Genomic DNA, 15,015 nt, shown 5'->3' with positions numbered 1-15,015 from the left:
GCATTTTCGGATCGCAGCGCCGCGACCGATCCGCTCCCGACGAGCGCCCGCCCGCCGGACATCGAATCCAGGAAGGTTCACCATGCACATCGGACTCGTCGGCCTCGGCAAGATGGGCGACAACATGCGCTCCCGCCTCCGCGAGAAGGGTGTCGAGGTCACCGGCTTCGACCGCAATCCCGACGTCTCGGACGCCGCCTCTCTCGACGAGATGATCGCCGGGCTCCCCTCCCCCCGTGTCGTCTGGGTCATGGTCCCGTCAGGGGAGATCACCGACGCGGTCATCACAGACCTGTCCGAGAAGCTTGGCGAGGGTGACCTCGTCATCGACGGCGGTAACTCGCGCTTCACGGAGGACTTCAAGCACGACGCCCTGCTGAAGCCCAAGGGCATTCACTACATCGACGCCGGCGTCTCCGGCGGTGTCTGGGGCCTCCAGAACGGCTATGGCCTGATGGTCGGCGGACCGAAAGAACTGGTCGACTACGCGATGCCCGTCTTCGACGCGCTACGCCCCGAGGGTCCCCGCGAGGAGGGTTTCGTCCACGTGGGCGAGGTCGGCGCCGGCCACTACGCGAAAATGGTGCACAACGGCATCGAGTACGCGCTGATGCAGGCGTTCGCCGAGGGATACGAACTGCTCGAGACCCGCAGCGACATCATCAAGGACGTCACCGGCACCTTTAAGGCCTGGCAGCGCGGGACGGTCGTCCGCTCCTGGCTGCTCGAACTCCTCGTCCGTGCGCTGGAACAGGACCCCGACTTCACGAACATCGAGGGCTACGTGCAGGACTCGGGCGAGGGCCGATGGACCATCGAGGAGGCCATCAACAACGCCGTCCCGGTACCCACGATCAGCGCGTCGATCTTCGCCCGTTTCGTCTCGCGCCAGGAGGACTCTCCCGCGATGAAGGCGGTCGCGGCGCTCCGCAACCAGTTTGGCGGGCATAGCGTCAAAGCCGTGGACTGAGTCCACGGGTGAGGCCGGTCCCTGCCCGGCCTCACGGCGGTCGGCTTCTCGAGACGGTGGCGTTTCGCAGAGCCTGTGACGGACGGGGGCGGCGGGCCTTCGGCCGCCTTTACCTTGCGGGGAACGGCGGCAGAAGGGGTCGGTGGTTCCGAGGAGAAGTGCTGGCGGGGGCCGACCATGCTGGTCGAGTAGCGCCGCTGGGGCGTGTCGAAGTCGGGGGACGGGCAGAGGGTCGGGACGGAGAGGAGCGCGACGTGCAGGTGACGCAGCTGGCGCTCAGCGACTTTCGGAACTACGAGGCGGTCGACGTCGAGCTGGTTCCAGGGCCGAACCTCTTCGTGGGGCGCAACGGGCAGGGCAAGACGAACCTGGTGGAGTCGCTCGGCTACCTCTCCACCCTCGGCTCGCATCGCGTCTCGAGCGACCAGGCGCTCATCCGCGCCGGTCGTGACAGCGCGGTGGTGCGCGCCCGCCTCCGCAACGGGGAGCGGGAGCTGCTCGCGGAGGTCCAGATCAACCGCTCCTCCGCCAATCGCGCGCAGATCAACCGCGGTGGTATCAAACCCCGGGAGCTGCCCCGCTTCTTCTCGAGCGTCCTCTTCGCCCCGGAGGATCTGCTGCTCATCCGCGGGGACCCGTCGGCTCGTCGCCGCTTCCTCGATCAGCTGGTGGTCCTCCGCTCCCCGCGGATGAGCGCGGTGCAGGCCGACTACGAGCGCGTGCTGCGCCAGCGGAACTCGCTGCTGAAGTCGGCCCGGGCAAGTGGCGTCCGCGAGACGTCGAAGCTCGGCACCCTCGATATTTGGGACGAGCGCCTGATCGCACTCGGTTCCGAGATCATGCAGTCGCGGCTCACGCTGGTGGAGGAACTGAGCGGTCCGGTCCGCGCGTCGTACGAAGCGGTCGCCGGCGCCGACCAGCGGCCAATGCTCCGCTCGCGCCTCAGCATCGAGGGCGCGGTCGACGACGACGATGAGCCGGTCGAGCAGACCGGCTCCCCGTCTCAGTCCGCGGGCGAGGGGCTGGCGGAGGCGTTCGCGTCCGCTCTGACAGGGGTCCGCCGCCGCGAGCTTGACCGCGGGATATCGCTCGTCGGACCGCACCGCGACGACGTGCAGTTCGAGCTCAACGGCCTTCCGGCAAAGGGCTACGCCAGCCACGGCGAGAGTTGGTCGTTCGCGCTGGCGCTGAAACTGGGCGCGGCGGAGCTGTTGCGCCGGGATTCCCCGATGGGCGACCCGGTGCTGATGCTGGACGATGTGTTCGCAGAGTTGGACTCGCGACGTCGTGAGCGCCTGGCCTCCGTTGTCGCCGACTACGAGCAGGTGCTCATCACGGCGGCGGTCCTTGACGACGTGCCGGAGGTACTGGCCGCGCACACGGTGCGGATCGAGGCGGGCCGGATCGTCGGCACGGAGCCGGCCGCAGCGTCGTCGGCTCAGCCGTCACCCGCTCCCGAGGAGCCGACCGATGGCTAATCCCTCCCGCCGCAGCTCCCCTCCCTCCGATTCCGAGGCTGCTCGCGTCTACCGCCATCTCAAAGAGGTGTTCGGCGCCGACGGTCCTCGGCGCATCCGCAAGACGGTGGAGCACGTCGAGCCGAAGGGCGACGCGATCCCGTTCGGCAACGGCCGCGACCCGCACGATCTCGGCGACGTCCTTGACTCTCTCACCGTCACACTGGGCTGGACGGCGCCGCTCGCTCAGGGCGATCTCATGTCGTCATGGACGGCGATCGCGGGCGAGGAGACTGCCAAGCACTCCACTCCGGTCGGCGTGGTGGATGGCGTGCTCACCGTGGCGTGTGAGTCGACGGCGTGGTCGACCCAACTCCGGTTGATGCGGATCGAGATCATGAACCACATCGCGGTCAACTTTCCTGACGCTGGCATCGCCTCGATCCGTTTCCAAGGACCGGACGTCCCGAACTGGAAAAAGGGTCTTAGGTCGATTCCAGGGCGTGGTCCGCGCGACACCTACGGCTGACAACGCATTTTCGGTCGGCCGCTGAAGGTTCCCGCCGCAGATCGCCGCTCAGCGCCTCGGAGACGTCTCGCGCGCGGTAGAATAGGGGGCCGCCGAACCGCAGCGACTCCGCCCCGCGGGGGACTCCAGATCCTCGCGTGCGCCGCGACGGACCGTAGAGGAGAACTCCACAGCTATGACACAAGAGCCGAACGACTCCACGTCACCCGCAGCGAACGACCTGGATGCGAACGGCTCCGCCGGCCCCTCCGTTCCGCACGAAAGCATGTCGACCAAGTCCTCCGGCGACTACGGTGCCAACCAGATCCAGGTCCTCGAGGGCCTCGAAGCGGTCCGCAAACGCCCGGGTATGTATATCGGCTCCACTGGACCGCGCGGTCTGCACCACCTGGTCTACGAGATTGTTGACAACGCCGTCGACGAGGCGCTCGCCGGCTACTGCGACAACATCGAGATCGTGATGCGCGCCGACGGAGGCGTCACCGTCGCCGACAACGGGCGCGGCATCCCAGTGGACATGCACCCGACCGAGGGCATCTCGACGGTCGAGCTGGTGCTGACCGTGTTGCACGCGGGAGGTAAGTTCGGCGGCGGCGGCTACGCGGTCTCCGGCGGTCTGCACGGCGTCGGGTCGTCCGTGGTCAATGCGCTCTCGACGCGACTCGAGGTCGAGGTCAAGCGTCAGGGCGCGGTGTACCGGATGAGCTTCACGGATGGAGTTCCGGACGCCCCGCTCGAGAAGGGCGAGGCCAGCGACGAGACCGGTACCACCATCACCTTCTGGCCCAACTCCGGGATCTTCGAGACTGTCGAGTTCGATTACGAAACCCTCCGCGCCCGCTTCCAGCAAATGGCGTTCCTCAATAAGGGCCTGCGCATCGCGCTGACCGATCAGAACGAGGTCGAGTTCGACGGGGAGGGCGAGGACGAGACCGAGGGCGACCGCACCGATGTCTTCCACTACGAAAAGGGCCTCGTCGACTACGTCGAGTACATCAACTCGCTCAAGAAGTCCGATCTCGTGCACTCCGAGATTATCGACTTCGAGTCGGAGGACACCGAGCGGCGCATTTCGCTCGAGGTCGCGATGCAGTGGACGACGGCCTACACCGAGAGCGTGCATACCTACGCCAACACCATCAACACCCACGAGGGCGGCACTCACGAAGAAGGCTTCCGTGCCGCACTGACGTCGCTGGTCAACCGGTATGCGCGGGCGAACAACCTTCTCAAGGAGAAGGACGAGAACCTCTCCGGCGACGACATTCGCGAGGGACTCACCGCGGTCGTCTCGATCAAGCTCGGGGAGCCGCAGTTCGAGGGCCAGACCAAGACGAAGCTTGGCAATACCGAGGCGAAGGCGTTCGTGCAGCGCGTCGCGGGGGAGCAACTCGCCGACTGGTTCGACCGCAATCCGAGCCAGGCGAAAGACATCATTCGCAAGGCGATTCAGGCTGCCTCCGCCCGCATGGCGGCGCGCAAGGCGCGCGAGACTGCGCGGCGCAAGGGCCTGCTCGAAGGCGGCGGGATGCCCGGCAAGCTCAAGGACTGCCAGTCGAAGGACCCGTCGGTCTCGGAGATCTTCATCGTCGAGGGCGACTCGGCGGGCGGATCCGCGGTGCAGGGCAGAAACCCCGAGACACAGGCGATCCTCCCCTTGCGCGGCAAGATCCTGAACGTCGAGAAGGCGCGCCTCGACCGGGCGCTCGGCAACAACGAGGTCCAGGCGATGATCACGGCGTTCGGCGCCGGCATCGGTGAGGACTTCAACCCCGATAAGGCGCGGTACCACAAGATCATCCTGATGGCCGACGCCGATGTCGACGGCCAGCACATTACGACGCTTCTGCTGACGCTGCTCTTCCGCTACATGCGTCCGCTGATTGATCTTGGCTACGTCTATCTTGCACAGCCGCCGCTTTACCGCCTCAAGTGGTCGAACTCGGCACACGAGTACGTCTACAGCGATCGCGAGCGCGACGCGCTGCTCGCACACGGCGCGGCGAGCAACAAGCGAATGCCGAAGGACAACGGTATCCAGCGTTACAAGGGCCTCGGCGAGATGGATTACAAGGAGCTGTGGGAGACCACGATGGATCCCGCTACGCGGACCCTCCTCCAGGTCACTCTCGACGATGCGGCCGCCGCGGACGAGATCTTTTCCACTCTGATGGGTGAGGATGTGGAGTCCCGCCGCTCCTTCATCCAGAAGAATGCAAAGGACGTCCGTTTTCTCGATATCTAGACGTCCCGAGCACCTGACGACGAGAACGGTCGCGTTCGCGCGACGCACGAGCTGAGAAGACAGAGACCATGGCAGACGAAGCAGACACCCCCACCGGACCGGATGCCGGCGACGAGATCATCACCGAGACCGGTGTAGTGATCCACGGGCACGACAAGATCGAGCCCGTCGACCTCCAGCTCGAGATGCAGCGGTCGTACCTCGACTACGCAATGAGCGTCATCGTCGGACGCGCCCTCCCGGAGGTCCGCGACGGCCTTAAGCCGGTGCACCGCCGGGTCATCTACGCCATGTACGACGGCGGCTACCGTCCCGACAAGGCGTTCTCGAAGTGCTCCCGCGTCGTCGGCGACGTGATGGGCCAGTTCCACCCGCACGGCGACTCCGCGATCTACGACGCCCTGGTTCGCCTGGTGCAGCCGTGGAGTCTGCGCTATCCACTCGCGCTTGGCCAGGGCAACTTTGGCTCCCCCGGCAACGACGGCGCTGCCGCTCCGCGGTACACCGAGACCAAGATGGCTCCGCTCGCCCTCGAGATGGTCCGCGACATCGACAAGAACACCGTCGACTTCCAGGACAACTACGACGGCCGCACCCGCGAGCCGGCCATTCTCCCGGCACGCTTTCCGAACCTGTTGGTCAACGGCTCCGTCGGTATCGCGGTCGGCATGGCCACCAACATCCCACCGCACAACCTGCGCGAGGTCGCTGCCGGCGCCAAGTGGGCGCTCGAGAATCCGGAGGCGACTCGCGAAGAACTTCTCGAGGCGCTGCTCCAGCGCATCAAGGGCCCGGATTTCCCGACTAGCGCCCAGATCCTCGGTGTCCGCGGCATCCAGGATGCTTATCGCACGGGCCGCGGTTCTATCACGATGCGCGCCGTCGTCTCGATCGAGGAGATCCAGGGACGTACCTGCCTCGTCGTCACTGAGCTGCCGTATCAGGTCAACCCCGACAACCTCGCTATCAAGATTGCCGAACTGGTCAAGGATGGTCGTGTCTCGGGTATCGCTGACATCCGTGACGAGACCTCCGGTCGCACGGGTCAGCGTCTCGTCGTCGTGCTCAAGCGCGACGCCGTCGCGAAGGTCGTGCTCAACAATCTCTACAAGCACACGCCGCTGCAGGAGAACTTCGGCGCGAACATGCTCGCGATCGTCGACGGTATCCCGCGTACTCTCTCGCTGGACGGCTTTATTCGCGCGTGGGTCGACCACCAGGTCGAGGTGATCGTCCGCCGGACGCAGTACCTGCTCGACGAGGCGGAGGCGCGGATTCACATCCTGCGCGGCTACCTCAAAGCGCTCGACGCGCTCGATGAGGTCATCGCGCTCATCCGCCGTTCCCCCACTGTCGAGGAGGCCCGTGACGGCCTGATGGAGCTGCTCGCTATCGATGAGGTGCAGTCGCGCGCCATCCTCGACATGCAGTTGCGTCGCCTCGCGGCGCTCGAGCGCCAGAAGATCATCGATGAGCACGACCGCATCCAGGCCGAGATCGAGGACTACAAGGCGATTCTCGCGAGCCCGGCGCGGCAACGGAGCATCATCTCAGACGAGCTCGATGAGATCGTTGACAAGTTCGGCGATGACCGGCGTACGGAGATCCTCTTCGGCTTCGACGGAGACATGAGCGTCGAGGACCTGATCCCCGAGGAGGAGATGGTCGTCACCGTCACTCGCGGCGGCTATCTCAAGCGCACGCGCAGCGACTCCTATCGAGCTCAGCACCGCGGCGGCCGCGGCGTGCGCGGGGCGCAGCTCAAGGCCGACGACATCGTTGAGCACTTCTTCGTCACCACCACACACCACTGGCTCCTTTTCTTTACGAACACAGGACGCGTGTACCGCGCTAAGACGTATGAGCTGCAGGAGGCGGGCCGGGACGCGAAGGGCCAGCACATCGCCAACCTGCTCGCGCTCGAGCCCGGCGAGCAGATCGCGCAGATCCTCGACATCCGCGACTACGAGGCAGCTCGCTACCTCGTTCTTGCGACACGCGACGGCCTCGTCAAGAAGACGGCCCTCTCGGAGTACGACACGAACCGCTCGGGCGGGATCATCGCGATCAAGCTCCGAGAAGGCGACGAGCTGGTTTCGGCGCTGTTGGTCGAGGAGGACAGCGACGTGCTGCTGGTGTCCCGCAAGGGCATGTCGATCCGCTTCACCGCCTCTGACGAGGCGCTGCGTCCGATGGGGCGCTCCACCTCGGGCGTGCGGGGCATGTCCTTCCGCGGGGAGGACCGCCTCCTCGACGCGAACGTGGTCAGCGACGAGGGCTTCGTGTTCGTCGTGACCGAGGGAGGCTTCGCGAAGCGCACCGCTGTCGACCAGTACCGGTTGCAGGGCCGCGGCGGACTGGGCATCAAGGTGGCCAAGCTCGAGGAGAAGCGCGGCGACCTCGTCGGTGCGATCATCACCGGGGAGGATGACGAGGTGCTCGTCGTGCTCGCCAGCGGCAAAGTGGTACGCTCTGCCGTGGCCGAGGTACCGGCCAAGGGTCGCGACACCATGGGAGTCGTTTTCGCACGATTCGCTGAGGACGACCGGATCATCGCACTCGCCAAGAACACCGAACGCAATCTCGACGCCCAGGACGAGGATCCCGACGCCGCGGCGCCGACCGAGTCCGCCCCGGTGTCGGAGGAGGATGGGTCCGTAGATGAGTAGCACCGTCGCCGAGAAGCTCGCCAGGAAATCCGCGAAAAGCCCGGCGGCGAAGCAGGTCCGGCTCAAGCTCGTCTACATCGACTTCTGGTCGGCCGTGAAGCTGTCGTTCTTGCTCGGGCTCTCGCTCGCGATCGTCACGATCGTGGTGGTGTACCTGGTGTACACGGTGTTGGCGCAGACGGGCGTGTTCACTCAGATCAACGGCCTCGTTCAGGACGTCGCGGGGGCGCAGGCGTTCGATCTGAACAGCGTGATCTCGCTGCCTCAGGTGATGGGCTTCGCGATTGTCGTCGCGGTCCTGAACACCATCGTCGCCACCGCGCTCGGCGCCATCATCGCGCTGCTGTACAACCTCAGCGTGAAGATCACGGGCGGTTTGCTGGTCGGCTTCACCAACCAGTAGCGTCGGTGTTCCGGAACGTCGCTGGCCAGGAGCAGACGCGGCCGATTGGGATTCCGACGCCGCGTCGGGTAGAGTCTCATCTGGCCATTTCCCGGGGGTATAGCTCAGGCGGTTAGAGCGCTTCACTGATAATGAAGAGGTCCCAGGTTCAAGTCCTGGTACCCCCACGGTGCCGTTCGGTCCGCCGCGTTGTACGCGGCGGACCGAGGCCGGCGGCACCTAACCACGACCCGCGCGATGGCGTTCGGGGCCTTAGCTCAGTTGGTAGAGCGCCTGCTTTGCAAGCAGGATGTCGGGAGTTCGATTCTCCCAGGCTCCACAGTTCTCCCCTCCTCCTTGCGCGTAGGCACGGCCTTAACGGCCCGATCGCTGACGTCGCGCACGAACCCCGAAGTCGTCGAGCGCTAGCAAGACCTCGGAAGCCTGAAAGTGCCTGTTGCGGCGGCCCGTACTGGACTGGGTCAGGATCCCGGCGTCCACCAGCTTCCGCACCGACGCGTCCGCCGCTGGGAAGCTCACTCCCAGCTCGGCCGCGACCATGGTGATCGTGACCACCGGCTGCCGGAGCAGCAGTCGCTGGAGTGCGAGGATCGAGGAATCCGATCTGGCTCGGACAGCCTCGTTCCAGCGCTGTGCAATGCCAGTGATGTCCCGCTCCAGCATGCGCCCGTTTAACACGGCTGCGAACGACGCCTCAGCCAGGCTCTCGATGATGGGTCTCACGTCGCCCGTGCGGTAGGCAGTCAGGGCGCGAAAGTATCCGTCCATATCACCGAGCAGACCCGCGGAGACGGGAACGGCGACGTTCCTCGTGACGCGGCCGGCTCTGAGCATGCCCTGCACGAGAGCACGACCCGTGCGGCCATTACCGTCGGGGAACGGGTGGACGGTCTCGAACTGCGCATGGGCGATCGCAGTCTGTGCGATGACGGGCAGATCGAGCCGTCTGCAAAAGCTCAGGAGGTCGGACATGAGAGAAGGCACGAGACGATGATGGGGCGGGACGAATGTCGCCTGGTGGGGTGAGATGCTCCCGCCTCCGATCCAGACCTGCTGGTCGCGCCATCTGCCGACGATGGTTGGATCCTTCTGCTCGAGCAGCACTCGATGCATGGTGATCACGGCGTCCGTGTCGAGATCGTCCGAGAGGGAGACGGCCGCCTTCATCGCCTCTATGTTTCGCACGACCAGCATCGCGTTGCCGGACGTTGCGACCCCGATCTCCGCCAGAGCCACCTGCTTGGCCGAGGCAGTAAGGTTCTCGACCTCCGAGCTTGAGGCACTCTCCGAACGGAGGAGGATCGCCGCGAAGGGCGCGGCCAGTGATCCCGCTTCGGCGTCGAAGCGCGTCAGTTCACGGCCCGCGTCCTCGCTCAGGGCGACGAGATCGGCCGGGAGGGAGACCTCCCTGTCGGTAATCAGCGGTGGGGCTGAGGCGAGATACGGTCCTCGTGCGGCCTGAAGGCGTCGGCGGGAGCCAACTTCGTCCCCGCTCCGGTCCCAGGGACGCGACTCGTACGTGACGGGTGGCCAGGGCGAGGTTGCTGGTGGATCTGCTCGCGGCTTCATGGGATCATCTTATTCAAGGATAGCTAACTAATCCTTTATAGAGGATCCTCGTCTTCTGGTGTGCGCATCCTCGCCCCCGAGGCCATGTCAGTTCGGTTCGCAGGCCCCGCGGAGGAACTCCTGGACCGAGAGCGTCATCGACGTGCCATCGCGGACGTCGCCGATGATGACCTCCCCGACGGAGAGCGTGTCGAACTGCTCCGCCGTGAACACCACCGGGCGGGCGAGCACGGACCGTGCGGTCGCGTAGGCGCCGAGTGCGTAGTCGATTTCTGGAGAGAACTGCTCGATCTCGGTGTCCGCCGGCCAGATCGTGCGGCCGGCCAGATCGGTGGCGCCGAGCTGCGTGACCGGTTCCGGGGCGACCCAGCGGGTGACCCTTCGCAGCCCGTCGCCCACGAGCAGGGGAGCGACGTCGGCTGTCGCCAGATCGAGGCCGTCGACCGCTCCGGAGCAGACGACGACGAGACCGAGGACCTCGGCCCGTGGCCCACCTCGGCCCAGACCAATCGTCGCGGTTGCTGCAGGCTCCTCCGCCGCGCAGCCCGCGAGCGCCAGCGCTGTGAAGACGAGTGCAGCACCGACGAGTGCAGCACTGACGAGAGCCGTACTGACGAGAGCGGGCCTGTGCCGCATGGGGCCTCCCGCCGCGATCCTACGCGGGCACGGCGAGGGCCAGTGCGGTCAGGGCCTGGGGGAGGGACGGGGCACCTTCTGCTCGAAAGACCACCTCACCGTCATTGCTGCGCACGATCACCGTCGGGGTCGAGCGAATGGCTGCCGCCTCGGCCGCGGCGGGACGGAAGGCGACATCGAACTCACGGATCTCGGCCGCGGGAACGAGTTCGGACGCCCGCTCCAGCACGGAGCGCGCCGCATGGCAGGCGCCGCAGAAGGCGGAGGTGTAGAGCTCGACGATCATGAGGGGGACAACCGGTGCGGAAGGCGGGGGATTCCCCGGAGGGCCGAGCGCGGGGTCTCGATGCCCGCCGATGAGCTGAATCGCTCGGCCGGCACCGTCGGCGGGTCAGCGCAGGAGCCAGGCCTCGTTCATCGTCAGGGCGACATCGACGAGTTCGACGCGCTCCAGGGCCTCGACGTCGCCAAAGGGGAACCACGCAGCGGCATCCGTCGACCCGTCGACCTCGTGAGTGAGCTCACCGCCGACGATGCGAGCGCGGTAAATGATGCGGATGGCATGGAGTGGTCCCGCATCCGGGTCGCCGCGGCGATGGGCCGGGATCACGTGCGAGTCAACACCGATGAGGGACTCGAGCTCGGCGCGGTAGCCGGTCTCCTCGAAGATTTCGCGGACGGCGGCGTCGGCCGGCGACTCACCCTCATCGATCCCGCCACCGGGAAGCGTCCAGGCCGACCAGGGCCCCTGACTCCAGTGCGCGAGCAGCATCCGCTCACCGTCGATGATCACGCCATACGCGGCGACCCGGATGTCCATCGCACAACCCTAACCCGGTGCCCACAGCCGTCCACGCGCCATAGTGGCACGCCGATGAGCCGAGCCCCGAGGGACCCGGCTCACCAGCAGGACCTTTAGGAAGCGGTCGAGGCCGCGTTCTGCGCGGCGCTCTCTGGCTCGTCCTCGGCGACCCAGAGCTCGTCGTCGGCGCGGAATGTCTGCCAGACGGCATAGCCGATCCCACCGACGGCGACGAGCGCTGCGCCAATTGCGAAGACGGTGCCGACCCGGTTCTTCTTCTTGGGGGGAGCGGTCAACTCCTCCCAGCGCGCCTTCGAAATCTCGCCCAGCTTCGCGCGGTTCTTCGAGTCCTTCGCGGCCTCGAATGCGGCTGCGGCAGTGCCTCCGACTGCGGCAACGGTCGGGAGCACCTTGTGCCGGTAGGCGTCGCGCGCGGAGGAATAGGTGCCCTCGACGGCGGAGACTCCGCTGTCGTAGACCGGCTTCACGCGGGCCTGGTACGCGCCCTTCACGAAGGGCACGACCTCCTTCTTTGCGTAGACCCCGGCCTGGCGGCGGCTCTTCTCGAGAACGGAGGCGGCGTGTGCCAGGACCTCCTGCTGCTCGTTCCAGACCGCCTCAGCGTTCTTGCGAAGACGCTTGAGGTCCTTCTTGTTCTTACGTGACAGACCCATGTTGGTCCTCCATCGGCTACGAGCAGCGAACTCCCCAATACTGCCACTCATCGATCCGGGTCCGCACCGCGCGCCCAGCGCATTGACACCGAGCGGTGCGGGGGCTTACAGACCCGCTGTGCGAGAATCCACGCATGCCTTTGCACACCGCAGTCGCGACGTTCCACACCAACAAGGGCGACATCGTCGTCAACCTCTACGGGAACCACGCTCCCAAGACGGTCCGCAACTTCGTCGGTCTTGCGACCGGCGAGATCGAGTGGACCCACCCGGCCACGGGAGCGAAGACGACGGAGCCGCTCTACAACGGCACCGTTTTCCACCGGATCATTCCGGACTTCATGCTCCAGGGCGGCGACCCGCTCGGTCAGGGGATCGGCGGCCCGGGCTTCCAGTTCGACGACGAGATCAGCCCCGAACTCGACTTCACTCAGCCCTACATCCTCGCGATGGCAAACGCCGGCAAGCAGGCGGGACGCGGCACCAACGGCTCGCAGTTCTTCATCACCGTCGCGCCGACCACCTGGCTCCAGGGCAAACACACCATCTTCGGCGCCGTCGCCGACGAGGAGTCCAAGAAGCTCGTGCAGGCGCTCGCGAGCCTTCCGACCGATGGTCGTGACAAGCCGCTTGAGGACGTTGTGATCGAGACCATCGACATCACAGAGGTCTGATCGCCTCGTCCACCACTCATCCGGGGGCCGGGTCCATGAGGGCCCGGCCCCCGTTCTCCCCGGAGGCACGTCCGTGACCCAGGTTCCGCCGAGCAGCGCCTACGCCTGCTACCGCCACCCCGATCGGCAGAGCTTCGTGCGCTGTCAGCGGTGCGGCCGCACGATCTGCGGGGAGTGCCAGACACCTGCTCCCGTCGGCGTCATCTGTCCGGACGACATGGCACAGCAACGCGCCACTGCTCCCCGCACCCGCAGTCCGCTGGTTGCGCGGGTGCGGGCGATGACTCGCGCGGACCAGCCAACGGTGACCTACGCGATTATCGCGCTCTGCGTCGTGGTCTGGATCCTCGAGATCCTGCCGTACATCGGCGATGTCGTTTTCACCGAGCTTGCCTATGCGCCCGTCTTCACCCTGCCCGGGTACGGCTTTCCCTTCGAGCCCTGGCGGATGCTCACCTCCGTCTTTGCGCACAGCACCGCGCTGTTCTTCGTTATCCCGTTCCACCTCGCGCTCAACATGTACACGTTGTGGGTGTTCGGCATGGTGCTGGAGCGGATGCTCGGACGTGGCCGGTACGTGGCGCTGTTCTTGCTGAGCGGCTTCGCCGGCTCCGTCGGTGTTCTGCTCCTCTCAGACCCCGGTACGCCCGTGATCGGCGCCTCCGGGGCAATCTTCGGTCTGATGGGTGCGTACCTAGTGATCCTCCGGCACCTGGGCGGCCAGGCCTCGCAGCTCCTGGTACTTGTCGGGCTGAACCTCGTGATCGGCTTCCTCCCCGGGATGAACGTGGCGTGGCAGGCGCACGTGGGCGGTCTGGTCGTGGGCGCTCTGATCGGCCTGGTCTTCGCCCGCACCCGGCAGCGGTCGCAGCGCCGCGCGCAGAATTTGCTGGTTGGTGTGGTCGGGGTCGGCCTGGTTGCGATCACCGCAGGGGCCTACGTCCTGGCCTGACTCGGCTGAGTCCGGCGACCTGACCGCAGCGGTGTCAACAGGTGGGGACGAAGTTATCCACAGAGTTGTTAACACTGGGGAGAACCGCTCGGCTGTCCCCAGGGCGACGACGTGCACGCGAGCGATTGAGATCGGTCGAGCCGCGCCGCCGCGGTGATGAGGCGGTTCCGGCTCTGAGACCAGCCTGTCGGCGGTAGCCGACGCACTTCTCCACAGGAGATTCCACAGCTGGGGATAATTACAGCGGTGTAGTTCCGCTTTGAGCCGCGACCACGACGGTCGCGTCGCGCTCCTCGTCTCTGCGGATCGAGGTGATGAATCCCGAGGCGGCGAAGGCGGAGGCGCTAGCTGCGGCCTGATCCTCGCCGACCTCGATCACGACGATGCCTGTTGGAGTGAGCCACAGTGGGGCCTCCCTGGCGATTCGCCGGTGCAGCGCTAGTCCGTCTGCTCCGCCGTCGAGCGTCAGCCGAGGCTCGTGCACGCGTGCTTCGGGTGGCATCAGGGCGATCGCCTCGGTAGGGACGTAGGGCGCGTTCACGACGACGACGTCGATTCGCCCGCGCTCCTCAGCGGGCAGGGCGGCAAAGAGGTCGCCCTCCATTACGGAGGCGAGTCCGGCAAGGGTGCGGCGGGCGCAGGCGACAGCGGCGGGGGAGAGGTCGGCGGCGAGAAGGCGCACGTCGGGGCGCTCCTGGGCGATCACGCGGGCGATGGCACCTGCGCCGCAGCAGAGGTCGAGCACGACGGCTCCCGAGGGCAGCAGCGGCAGAGCGGAGTCGACGACCCACTCGGTGCGCACGCGTGGAACGAAGACTCCGGGTGCGACCGGGACGCGTACACCGTGGAAGGCGACCCACCCGAGGATCTGTTCGAGCGGTTCTCCCGCCTCACGCCTGCGCAGCAACAGCTCCAGGACGGCGGGGGAGGCGGCCGCTTCCTCGAGCAGTTCCGCTTCCTGCTCGGCAAAGACGCAGCCGGCGGCTCGCAAACGCGCCACCGACGACGAACGCCCCGTCGGCGGACCGGACGGGGCGTCGTTCACGCGAGCGGGCTCAGCGCCAGCGGGTGGTCATCAGGAAGCCGATGAAGGCGATCCCGAAACCGATAAGAATGTTGAGGTTGCCGAGGTCGGGGATCGGCAGGCGGCCCTGGCTGACGTAGAAAACGATGATCCACACCAGGCCAAGAAGCATGAAGCCGAACATCACCGGTTTGAACCAGACCGGGTTCGGTGCGTCCTCGCTCGTCCGGGCTTCGTCGCGCTCGGGCTTCGGGCTCTTCGTCGCTCGTGCCATGCGGACCACTGTACCGGGCCGAGGACGTCGGGCGGCAGCACTCCTGCCCGTGCGCATCCTGAGCGGGTGCGGAGCAAGGGTCGGAGGAGCGTTCTCCCCAGGTCGCGGCAGAGGAGCCCGGGGCCGCGCGCCCCCAC

Annotated in this window: 15 protein-coding genes and 2 tRNA genes; 10 read left to right on the top strand and 7 right to left on the bottom strand. The window is 66.4% G+C overall.

Features of this window, described 5'->3' with window-relative positions:
• The first annotated feature begins 82 nt into the window (after window positions 1–82).
• The 8 genes from gnd (at window position 83) to HRF29_RS09780 (ending at window position 8,592) form a co-directional block, all read left to right on the top strand.
• Window positions 83–970, top strand: a complete 888-nt coding sequence (gnd, locus tag HRF29_RS09815) for a phosphogluconate dehydrogenase (NAD(+)-dependent, decarboxylating) (RefSeq protein ID WP_173248277.1) — start codon at window positions 83–85, stop codon at window positions 968–970.
• A gap of 254 nt (window positions 971–1,224) precedes the next feature.
• The gene (gene recF / locus HRF29_RS09810) at window positions 1,225–2,448 is read left to right on the top strand and encodes a DNA replication/repair protein RecF (protein WP_173248275.1); all 1,224 of its coding nucleotides are present in this window, start codon (window positions 1,225–1,227) and stop codon (window positions 2,446–2,448) included.
• The gene (locus HRF29_RS09805) at window positions 2,441–2,956 is read left to right on the top strand and encodes a DciA family protein (RefSeq protein ID WP_173248273.1); all 516 of its coding nucleotides are present in this window, start codon (window positions 2,441–2,443) and stop codon (window positions 2,954–2,956) included. Before recF ends, HRF29_RS09805 begins: the two co-directional genes overlap by 8 nt.
• A 265-nt stretch (window positions 2,957–3,221) precedes the next feature.
• The gene (gene gyrB, locus HRF29_RS09800) at window positions 3,222–5,201 is read left to right on the top strand and encodes a DNA topoisomerase (ATP-hydrolyzing) subunit B (RefSeq protein WP_173248689.1); all 1,980 of its coding nucleotides are present in this window, start codon (window positions 3,222–3,224) and stop codon (window positions 5,199–5,201) included.
• Between the two features lie 68 nt (window positions 5,202–5,269).
• Entirely contained in the window at window positions 5,270–7,870 is a 2,601-nt protein-coding gene (gene gyrA / locus HRF29_RS09795; protein ID WP_173248271.1) for a DNA gyrase subunit A, read from the top strand.
• Window positions 7,863–8,273, top strand: coding sequence for a DUF3566 domain-containing protein (locus HRF29_RS09790; RefSeq protein ID WP_173248269.1), 411 nt, complete (start codon window positions 7,863–7,865; stop codon window positions 8,271–8,273). The genes gyrA and HRF29_RS09790 overlap by 8 nt, the downstream gene beginning before the upstream one ends.
• Before the next feature lie 93 nt (window positions 8,274–8,366).
• A tRNA-Ile gene (locus HRF29_RS09785) sits at window positions 8,367–8,440 on the top strand.
• Between the two features lie 79 nt (window positions 8,441–8,519).
• Window positions 8,520–8,592, top strand: a tRNA-Ala gene (locus HRF29_RS09780).
• A 35-nt stretch (window positions 8,593–8,627) separates the two neighbouring features.
• On the opposite strand, the gene HRF29_RS09775 is transcribed toward HRF29_RS09780, so the two are convergent.
• The 5 genes from HRF29_RS09775 to HRF29_RS09755 all read right to left on the bottom strand — a co-directional run bounded on the left by HRF29_RS09775 (window position 8,628) and on the right by HRF29_RS09755 (window position 11,954).
• A complete protein-coding gene (locus tag HRF29_RS09775; RefSeq protein WP_173248267.1) occupies window positions 8,628–9,842 on the bottom strand; it encodes a Fic family protein in 1,215 nt (404 codons plus the stop codon).
• Window positions 9,843–9,929: 87 nt separating this feature from the next.
• The gene (locus HRF29_RS09770; protein ID WP_173248265.1) at window positions 9,930–10,478 is read right to left on the bottom strand and encodes a hypothetical protein; all 549 of its coding nucleotides are present in this window, start codon (window positions 10,476–10,478) and stop codon (window positions 9,930–9,932) included.
• A gap of 19 nt (window positions 10,479–10,497) precedes the next feature.
• A complete protein-coding gene (locus HRF29_RS09765) occupies window positions 10,498–10,764 on the bottom strand; it encodes a thioredoxin domain-containing protein (RefSeq protein ID WP_173248263.1) in 267 nt (88 codons plus the stop codon).
• A 105-nt stretch (window positions 10,765–10,869) separates the two neighbouring features.
• Window positions 10,870–11,298: an NUDIX hydrolase gene (locus HRF29_RS09760; protein ID WP_173248261.1), complete on the bottom strand. Its 429-nt coding sequence runs from the start codon at window positions 11,296–11,298 to the stop codon at window positions 10,870–10,872.
• A gap of 95 nt (window positions 11,299–11,393) precedes the next feature.
• Window positions 11,394–11,954 carry a hypothetical protein gene (locus tag HRF29_RS09755; RefSeq protein WP_173248259.1) on the bottom strand — a complete coding sequence of 187 codons (561 nt, stop codon included), beginning with the start codon at window positions 11,952–11,954 and terminating at the stop codon, window positions 11,394–11,396.
• Window positions 11,955–12,088: 134 nt separating this feature from the next.
• Here HRF29_RS09755 and HRF29_RS09750 point away from each other — a divergent pair, with 134 nt between their 5' ends.
• Window positions 12,089–12,628 (top strand): peptidylprolyl isomerase, encoded by a 540-nt coding sequence (locus HRF29_RS09750; protein ID WP_173248257.1) that lies wholly within the window; start codon window positions 12,089–12,091, stop codon window positions 12,626–12,628.
• Between the two features lie 73 nt (window positions 12,629–12,701).
• On the top strand, window positions 12,702–13,580 hold the full coding sequence (locus HRF29_RS09745; protein WP_173248255.1) for a rhomboid family intramembrane serine protease: 879 nt from the start codon (window positions 12,702–12,704) through the stop codon (window positions 13,578–13,580).
• Window positions 13,581–13,818: 238 nt separating this feature from the next.
• Here HRF29_RS09745 and HRF29_RS09740 read toward each other — a convergent pair whose 3' ends face one another.
• The gene (locus HRF29_RS09740) at window positions 13,819–14,625 is read right to left on the bottom strand and encodes a putative protein N(5)-glutamine methyltransferase (protein WP_173248253.1); all 807 of its coding nucleotides are present in this window, start codon (window positions 14,623–14,625) and stop codon (window positions 13,819–13,821) included.
• Window positions 14,626–14,635: 10 nt separating this feature from the next.
• Window positions 14,636–14,878, bottom strand: a complete 243-nt coding sequence (locus tag HRF29_RS09735) for a cell division protein CrgA (protein ID WP_173248251.1) — start codon at window positions 14,876–14,878, stop codon at window positions 14,636–14,638.
• Window positions 14,879–15,015: the final 137 nt, after the last annotated feature.

Origin of the sequence: Rathayibacter agropyri, from assembly GCF_013249015.1 — a bacterium.
Taxonomy (GTDB): Bacteria; Actinomycetota; Actinomycetes; order Actinomycetales; family Microbacteriaceae; genus Rathayibacter; species Rathayibacter agropyri.
This window is presented reverse-complemented; position numbering and strand designations above follow the sequence as displayed.